At 40.4% G+C, this 7,578-nt stretch carries 8 protein-coding genes and 1 pseudogene; 5 read left to right on the plus strand and 4 right to left on the minus strand.

Features of this window, described 5'->3' with window-relative positions; all coding sequences use genetic code 11:
* Window positions 1–228: 228 nt before the first annotated feature.
* Window positions 229–540 (minus strand): helix-turn-helix domain-containing protein, encoded by a 312-nt coding sequence (locus tag ACEW80_RS31285; protein WP_373530341.1) that lies wholly within the window; start codon window positions 538–540, stop codon window positions 229–231.
* 256 nt (window positions 541–796) lie between these two features.
* Between ACEW80_RS31285 and ACEW80_RS31290 the strand changes: the two genes are divergently transcribed.
* Both ACEW80_RS31290 and ACEW80_RS31295 read left to right on the plus strand, forming a co-directional pair.
* The gene (locus tag ACEW80_RS31290) at window positions 797–2,143 is read left to right on the plus strand and encodes an AAA family ATPase (protein ID WP_373530342.1); all 1,347 of its coding nucleotides are present in this window, start codon (window positions 797–799) and stop codon (window positions 2,141–2,143) included.
* 19 nt (window positions 2,144–2,162) lie between these two features.
* Complete coding sequence (locus ACEW80_RS31295) at window positions 2,163–2,858, plus strand: Rho termination factor (RefSeq protein ID WP_373530343.1); 696 nt, start codon at window positions 2,163–2,165, stop codon at window positions 2,856–2,858.
* A 131-nt stretch (window positions 2,859–2,989) separates the two neighbouring features.
* Here ACEW80_RS31295 and ACEW80_RS31300 read toward each other — a convergent pair whose 3' ends face one another.
* Window positions 2,990–3,997 carry a tyrosine-type recombinase/integrase gene (locus tag ACEW80_RS31300; protein WP_373530344.1) on the minus strand — a complete coding sequence of 336 codons (1,008 nt, stop codon included), beginning with the start codon at window positions 3,995–3,997 and terminating at the stop codon, window positions 2,990–2,992.
* A 156-nt stretch (window positions 3,998–4,153) separates the two neighbouring features.
* Between ACEW80_RS31300 and ACEW80_RS31305 the strand changes: the two genes are divergently transcribed.
* Together ACEW80_RS31305 and ACEW80_RS31310 are read left to right on the plus strand one after the other, a co-directional pair.
* On the plus strand, window positions 4,154–4,795 hold the full coding sequence (locus ACEW80_RS31305; protein ID WP_373530345.1) for a type I restriction endonuclease: 642 nt from the start codon (window positions 4,154–4,156) through the stop codon (window positions 4,793–4,795).
* 104 nt (window positions 4,796–4,899) lie between these two features.
* Window positions 4,900–5,097: pseudogene (locus tag ACEW80_RS31310) on the plus strand (integrase); the annotation flags it as partial.
* A 22-nt stretch (window positions 5,098–5,119) separates the two neighbouring features.
* Here ACEW80_RS31310 and ACEW80_RS31315 read toward each other — a convergent pair.
* Together ACEW80_RS31315 and ACEW80_RS31320 are read right to left on the minus strand one after the other, a co-directional pair.
* Window positions 5,120–5,461: a hypothetical protein gene (locus ACEW80_RS31315; RefSeq protein WP_373530346.1), complete on the minus strand. Its 342-nt coding sequence runs from the start codon at window positions 5,459–5,461 to the stop codon at window positions 5,120–5,122.
* Between the two features lie 74 nt (window positions 5,462–5,535).
* Window positions 5,536–6,483 carry a hypothetical protein gene (locus tag ACEW80_RS31320; RefSeq protein ID WP_373530347.1) on the minus strand — a complete coding sequence of 316 codons (948 nt, stop codon included), beginning with the start codon at window positions 6,481–6,483 and terminating at the stop codon, window positions 5,536–5,538.
* A 517-nt stretch (window positions 6,484–7,000) separates the two neighbouring features.
* On the opposite strand from ACEW80_RS31320, the gene ACEW80_RS31325 reads away from it, so the two are divergent.
* Entirely contained in the window at window positions 7,001–7,264 is a 264-nt protein-coding gene (locus ACEW80_RS31325) for a hypothetical protein (RefSeq protein ID WP_373530348.1), read from the plus strand.
* Window positions 7,265–7,578: the final 314 nt, after the last annotated feature.

Raw genomic sequence — 7,578 nt, forward strand, 5'->3', positions numbered from 1 at the left:
ATGTCGGCATTCCAGAACTCATACTTAATAAATTTGGGAAGTACCTTAATTATGCTGTTACTTTCCTCACTAGAAATAAAAGCATAATATCGCAACCTGGGTACACGGCTAATTGAATGTACAAATATCTGGGTATCCAGATATTTAAATACCTGAGTATTCAAATGTTTTAATCAGGTGTATACTGACCATGTTTCTAAACAACGTATTCATTGCTACTAGAATGCTCTATGCGCTTTGCTCGTGTTCTATTGGAGCAAGCTGAATCACTACCCGTTGATTGAGAGCGTGAGCGATTTTTTGCAGCATTGAAAGAGAGTGTCCCTCGTAATCAGCATCTTCAAGCCGTGCAATCACAGGCTGTTTTGTACCAACAAGTTCAGCAAGCTGTTTCTGTGTTAACCCCGCTTTTGTTCTGGCAAAGTAAATAAGCTGTGCCACTTCTGCATTTATAGAGGCTGACTCCACTAATGCCTCAAGCTCAGGGTCGCTGCTGGTCATCTTGTTAATGATTTTTATTGCATCGCTAGTCTTCGCCATCCTCTTCCTGGTAGAAAACAACACGGGTTTCAGGCACAGCATACCCTCTAAATATATCAATATTGTTATAGTACGGCAACGCTTGAAAACAAGACGCGCAGACTAGATGACGATTCACCTAAGAAATAAAAATCTAACTTAGTTACAAAAACGCCAACTGTTAATTTTACAGATGACAAACATAAAGTATCTGAATACACTAAGTAGTAATCTGCCGATTTAGCGACTCTATATTTGTGTATAAAGATTGATTTTTATGGATTTTTCCAAAATCAAACAAGCACTAATCAGCCTTCCAGATAGTGCTACTGAACCAATAGTTAGTAGTATATTTATCTCAGAACTTCTAAAAATCCTGGGTTTTGACTTAATCGAAACTGTTCCACAGTTTACTACCGGCAATGGTGGTAATACTGTAGATTACGCTGTTCGCAAGAATTCTGGCAGCGACATCTTCATCAACACCAAGTCAAATCCTTACCTGTTAGTGGAGGCAAAAGGCAAGAATATCAACCTTAGCCCAAATTCTGCACAATATAAGGCAACAGTCAACCAACTCAAAAATTATTTACTTGCTCCAAATTGTAAATCTGCTAAATGGGGAATTATCACCAATGCAAATCATATCCAGTTATTTAGAAAACATGGCAAGGTCATCCATCCAGCGTCTCCCTGCTTGGAAATTGCGCTAGATAATCTGGATAAAGTTGTCTCGACAATCAAGCAGAAAATAGATGAACCGCAAAAAGCCTTAACTGTGGCAGTTTATAACAATAAAGGTGGAGTGGGCAAAACTACAACCACAGTCAACTTAGCAGCTACGTTAGCACTTTTAGGAAAGCGAACACTTATTGTTGACTTCGACCCCAACCAACAAGACCTAACAAATTCACTAGGTCTTAAACCCAAAGAAGATACTTTGTATTCGTGGTTGGTAAATAAGAATAGTCCACTATCTGATGGATTGATAAGTTCATGTAAGTTCTCCCCAAAAAAAGATATTTTATGGCAATTTGACATCATTACCAGTGATGAAAAACTTCAAAATCTGGAAGAAGAAAAGTTGCGTCACATGATCAGTCCTGTCAGACTGCGACAAGCACTAGAGCCATTCAACTTGCGATACGACTATATTTTGATTGACTCTCCACCCAATTGGAGATTATTTAGCCAGAGTGCAGTTTGTGCAGCAGATGTGGTTTTGATTCCCACCAAGCACAACAGCATCTTCTCACTGGAAAACGCGGTGACAGTAATTAAACGTTTTGTACCCGAAATTCAAAAAGGGAGAAAAGACGGAGGGCCGATTGCTCTACCCATCTTTTTCAACGGTGAATCCATTACAGAAGCTCAGAGACTCAGTGCAGAACAGGCCATAAACGAAATTTTAGCAAAAGGCAAGAAGGATAAAGTTAATCCTATTGACCTAACGCCATACTTTTACCCCAAATCCACTTCTGCAAGGGAAGACCATCATATTTTTGGCATACCCAGTTTCGCGCACATTGCAGGCGGTGCATTTACTCGTGTACCTGCTGCTTATAAACACAAAATAGCCTGTGAGTATTATTTGGCACTAGTGAAAGAATACTTTTTGCAATAACAATAAAAGGTCTAAAGATATGAGCTTAACTAATGTTGGAAATTTGATGTGCCTTGATATGCGTGAAGTCAACCCAGGAAAAGGCACGGATGCACCAGAGTTTTGTATCAAAGCAGCTGGAAGAGTATTGATTGAATCAGGTGGTCGCAATTGGGTTCCGGTGATTGTTAAAGAAATCGAAGAAGATCAGTATGAAGTCATCGGCAACTCATTTATTTACGCCATCGCCGAGGAAGTCGGTTTAGAAAGGGTATGGTGCATTGTTGCAGATTCTAGTGAGAAAACATTTGAACTCACTAGGATTCTAACTGGTGAGTTAATACCTAAAGTTAATCTGTCAACTGCAAGCAGAGATGAAATCCAAGCGGCTTTGCAGTATCTCATTGAGAAACCTGAAAGTGAGTTAAAAGGTTTGAAACTGGCGATTGCTACCAATCGTATTGATGAAGCTCCACGCAAATATTGGGAAACCTTCGAGCCAATTACAAACCTGAAATGCGGCATAACCAAAGGGAAAAAGCTGGATGCACTCAAGGAGGTATTTTATCTCACTCCTCAATCAGAACCAGAAGTCATTACACCAAAGGTTTCTACAGCTACTAATTTGAACACTTTGACAGTTACCCAGCTTAAAGATATGGCGAAAAAGCGAGGATTTTCTGGATATAACAAGAAGAAAAAACCAGAGTTAGTTGCTCTGCTATCTACAATTTAATCTAAAAAGCAAAATCATAAGATAGTTTTCGCACGAAACTCAGGTTAAGTTCGGAGAGGGGGATTGTCACCCTCTCCCTTGCCGAACCACAAAAGCACCAAGATAAAAATTGAGTTTGACAGAAGTATACTTCACACCAAATCCGCCAAAACGCCTGATATCTCACGTTGCTGTTTCTGGCGTTGACGGTTGTCATCATATTTTCGGATAGTATCAATATTGGCGTGACGGCTAAGATTTTGAACCTTGCGATAGTTCCCGTTACTGTGATCTAGCGCGGTTGTAATAGAACTGTGTCGTACCCGATGCGGTGACATCTTTTTGGTGATTCCCGCCTGTTTGCATAAACCATCGACCAACCGCCGGATCGACTCGCCAATCAACCTATCTTCTTTATCACCTTTGCGGTATGCCATCGAACCAAACATCGGCTCGGTTAACCTGCTTGCCTTACTGCTGGCGATTACCCAATCGGTTAACGCCTCAACGGTCTTTCGGGTAAGTTCGATTGCTACCTTTTGCGTTCCCTTACCTTTGCCGAGGATCTGAAGTGTTCCTGCCTGTGGGTTGAAGTCTCCCACATTTAGAGAACAAACCTCATTTCGTCTTAGGGCATTGTCCCAAAGTAGGCGCAAAATTGCATAGTCCCTCTTACCCTTTACTGTGGTTCGGTCTACCAGCTTCAAAACCGCAGCGTAATCGCTAGCTTCCACACCGGAAGTATCTCGGTAAGTCTGCACCTTCTCGGCTTTCACATCTTCCAGGGAAAAGGCACACACCCCAAGTTTACGCCCCATCGCCACCATCGACTTAATCGCCGCTAACTTCCGATTAACGGTGTTCTCAGCTAGTTTTCGCTCATTCATCAAGTACGCCTTGAACTTCAAAACCACAGCGATCGCGTGACGGTGTTCGAGGTGCAAAAATTCCAGAACTAAGGCGCGGTCGGGTTGTTTACCGGTTGAGAAAGCGAAAAAGTCTCGTAAATCTTTCGAGTAGGCGCGGCGGGTGCCAGCGCTGCGTGTATCGCTTAACAACTGTGAGATGACATCTGGATCGGTGTCGAGCGTCGTAAAACTCTCGCCTATGGCTAGCGCGTAATTTTTTTCTAAGATTTCCGTCGTGATGCTAGTATCCATAGTCACGTTATGCGTTTCAATAGAGCGTAAAGTTTCATTCTCACTCTATATATATCTACATCAGTATCTACTACTTTCTGAGCGATCGCGCCAATTGACGATAATAAAGATTGGAGAGATGCAATAAAAGAGCAAGGCAACTGTTACCTAGAAGCAATGACACAGACGGCAGCAATTACAGAAGCGATTACCACTCTATTGGATGCAGAAAATCGATTCGGTTTCGTCCGCGTTGAAGATGATCAGTTTTTCACGGAGTGGTATGAAGGATTACCTGAAATTACAGAAGCGGAAAAAGCTTCTGTGGATGTCCTGCGGCGTAGATATCTCTATCATCGTGCCGGAGGTGATTTACTAGAAGGGACAGTCATATTGTTGCTGGTGTCACCGATACTTGCACTCTCCGGGTTTTACGATCCTCCTTTTCGGATTAAGGCTGAATCATCCGTGGAATTGGTGCTGAATGATGGCGAGGAGATACTGCGCGGACGGATTGACGTTTTAGTGCTGCAAGATCAGTTCTGGGTCATGGTGTTAGAGTCAAAAAAAACCACGCTTTCGGTTTGGTCAGCTGTACCACAAGCCCTAGCTTACCTGATGGCTAACCCCAACCCCAATAAACCTGTGTTCGGTATGGTGACGAATGGCGACGATATTTTATTTGTGAAAGTGACGCAAACAAATACGCCACAGTACGACCTGTCAAGGGTCTTCGCCCCGTTTGCATCCGCCAGAGAACTGTACAGTGTTTTACAAATTCTCAAGCGGATTGGTCAGGTAATCTCTGCTGCGTCATAAGCTCACTCAGGAGAGTCCCATCCAGGTGGTGAAGCGATCGCTCTTTGTGGGGCATTGATATCAATTGTGATATCACAATTGATATCATTCCTTCCCTATACAGGAAAATGTCAACGCACAGGGTCAGGCATTCGGCAATTACGGCGGCACTTGATGCTACTGATGGGAATATCAGAAAGGCGCAGAAGTTGAGCCGTCATGCTGATCCGCGAACGTTGATGATTTATGACGATAACAGGAATAAAGACCTGTGGGAAATGTCGGAATTGTTGACGGGTATGTTGAAGGATTCGGATAATTAAATGCCAAAACCTTTACATTTGCTTATGTCAATTCTATTCTAATCTTGTCTATTGCTTTTTTAAGTTCATCCGAATGAGTCCAATCCACAAAACCACCATAAATTAACTTGCCATGATTATCAGCTAAAAATATGTGGTTAAGTCCAATCACATTTTTGCAAGTTTTAACCACAGTACCATCTTGAAGAACAAATATAGGTCTAGACCATTTGAAATCTCTGTCGTGACACTGAGACATACTAGGTACACCATCTAAAATTTCTACAGCTTTCTGTGCAAACTGTGAAATACTACTAGCTGATTCAGCTTGATAAAGTACATCATCGACAAAGTAATTAATAAGTCTCTCAATTGGAAGTTTCATCTCATTAATTTATTCAAAATAATTTGAACACATCTGTAAATTTTTCGCTTAACCATTTCGAGAATACCCACGCATCATTCCCGATTTACAGGTCTTTCTACAAGTTTTTTTGTTTCTCCCAGTAAATTATTCGCAATAATTCTTCCTGTTATAGCCCCATCTAAGTTGTTAGCAAAATACGAAGAATGAGCATCTTCGGCTGCAACTACCATTGCTAGGTCAAATTGACCAAGATTTCTTAATGTTTTCTCTGCCGCATTAGCATATTGCCAAACATACTGGTCACAGAAAAATATTTGAGAGCCTATTTCATCTTCTATAGCAGCTTTTAAGGGATAAGCAATTAGGTCAGAAGAGTGTATTATATTAACCCACCTTAACTTATGTGAAACAATACTATGCGCCTCACTATATTTATTGAGAAAAGAATTAAGAGTAGAGAAATCAATATCAAGCATCTGTTTGAGAAACAACAGGGGGGAACCTAATGTTGTAATACTTACTATATCTAGCTGATTCAATTTCTCACGAAAGAACAAAGCAGGATCATCACTCGTTAGGGTATCTGAAAAAAGGAGATCCCAAAGAATAAGACTCCCTAAAGAGTGAGCAATGAAATGAATCTGTTTGCAATCAGAATGATCTTCTATAAACTGATTCAATTGCCCAAGAATAACTCTACGAATTGCTTTACCTCTTTCGGGATTTTGATATATTAAAAAGTCTCCTAAGAAATTATTAATTAATTGCTTTCTCCGATCTATGTATTTGTAAAAAGTATTACAAGAATCCTTATATACTTTATGTTTGTCGTGTTTGTCACAGGCTCTTGAAAAATCTTTTTCAATACAACCAATAACTTGATGCTTCTTGTTATTAAATAAGTTGCCCCAGAAGCTTGAATAGAAATTTGTTTGAATACTAGGCTGTCTTTTTACAAGTTCATCCTTAATATTGTTTATAAGTACGTCAGCATACCCAGTATTTTGGGTACTAACACCATGAATAAAAAAGACAAGCATACTGTTGTCAACTATCAGAGAATAGTTTTTATAGTAGTTCTTTATTTATAATTCCCTAATTAAGAAGAGATTTAACTATGAAATCATTCTATTTTTATAAATAGACTGTGAGCAAGAATGTCGGGATTTAATAGTTTCACGACATCGGATGATGAAGGCGCTGGTGAGAGGTAGAGAGAAACTACTTTGCGATCGCAACTCCTAACTTCCGACTTTCACCAACTAGTCAATGAAGTTGTAAGTTGAAGTCGGAAGTTACCGCAACGGGCAGCGTTACCACCACCCACCCACGATTGCGTACAAAATCGCCACAGAATGTGCGATACGTTTATTTAGGTATATTTTTTTACATAAAATTACGGAGAGGTATTTAATAAAACTAAGCACCTTTAGCTAAAATTTAGATTAATTCAGAAAAATTACTCTATTCTTCTAGAAAAGCTTTATGTCACACTAACTTAATAGCTTCTAGTTAGATTGCTATTAATTTAAACCCTATATTAAAGGTCACAATCACATGGAAGACAATAACGAAGCATTGGGTGCAGGTGCAGTTGGTGCTGCCGTAGGTGCAGTAGCTGGTACTGCTGGAGCAGTTGGTGCAATTTCAGCAGCTGGTAGTGTTGCGGGTTTGAGTGCAGCTGGAATCACTTCTGGATTAGCGGCGGTCGGAGGAGGAACAATGTTAGCAGGTATTGCTGTAACAGCTGCCGCACCAGTAGCAGCAGCAGCAGCAGTTGGATATGTTACTTACAAGGCTTGGAAATGGTTAACAGAATAATTAAGCCTATAAAACTACAAAATTTTAATTTCACCTAATTTTTGCGCGGAATCCATGCCGCGCACAAAAAATTTATTGTTATTGAATTTGGCGCAACAGTAACGCGGTAGACTTTCGGTAAAATAATTTTTTTCTAATACATTGTCCCAAATCGTAGCAGCGCTAATTTAACTACTAGCTGTAGCGACCTGCAATTATAAATCCCCCAACCTGCAATCATCGTTGTTTTCAGCCAGGATTATTTGCAACTATAATTTCATTTGAACCAGGATTAAATGCAACTGAGCCAGGATTAAATGCAACCAGCCTGCAAT

The organism is Nostoc sp. (genome assembly GCF_041747015.1).
Taxonomy (GTDB): domain Bacteria; phylum Cyanobacteriota; class Cyanobacteriia; order Cyanobacteriales; family Nostocaceae; genus Nostoc.

Bases quoted from the DNA above. Each gene is read 5' to 3' on its own strand.
- ACEW80_RS31285 (WP_373530341.1), bottom strand. From the start codon at position 540: ATGGCGAAGACTAGCGATGCAATAAAAATCATTAACAAGATGACCAGC.
- ACEW80_RS31290 (WP_373530342.1), top strand. From the start codon at position 797: ATGGATTTTTCCAAAATCAAACAAGCACTAATCAGCCTTCCAGATAGT.
- ACEW80_RS31295 (WP_373530343.1), top strand. From the start codon at position 2,163: ATGAGCTTAACTAATGTTGGAAATTTGATGTGCCTTGATATGCGTGAA.
- ACEW80_RS31300 (WP_373530344.1), bottom strand. From the start codon at position 3,997: ATGGATACTAGCATCACGACGGAAATCTTAGAAAAAAATTACGCGCTA.
- ACEW80_RS31305 (WP_373530345.1), top strand. From the start codon at position 4,154: ATGACACAGACGGCAGCAATTACAGAAGCGATTACCACTCTATTGGAT.
- ACEW80_RS31315 (WP_373530346.1), bottom strand. From the start codon at position 5,461: ATGAAACTTCCAATTGAGAGACTTATTAATTACTTTGTCGATGATGTA.
- ACEW80_RS31320 (WP_373530347.1), bottom strand. From the start codon at position 6,483: ATGCTTGTCTTTTTTATTCATGGTGTTAGTACCCAAAATACTGGGTAT.
- ACEW80_RS31325 (WP_373530348.1), top strand. From the start codon at position 7,001: ATGGAAGACAATAACGAAGCATTGGGTGCAGGTGCAGTTGGTGCTGCC.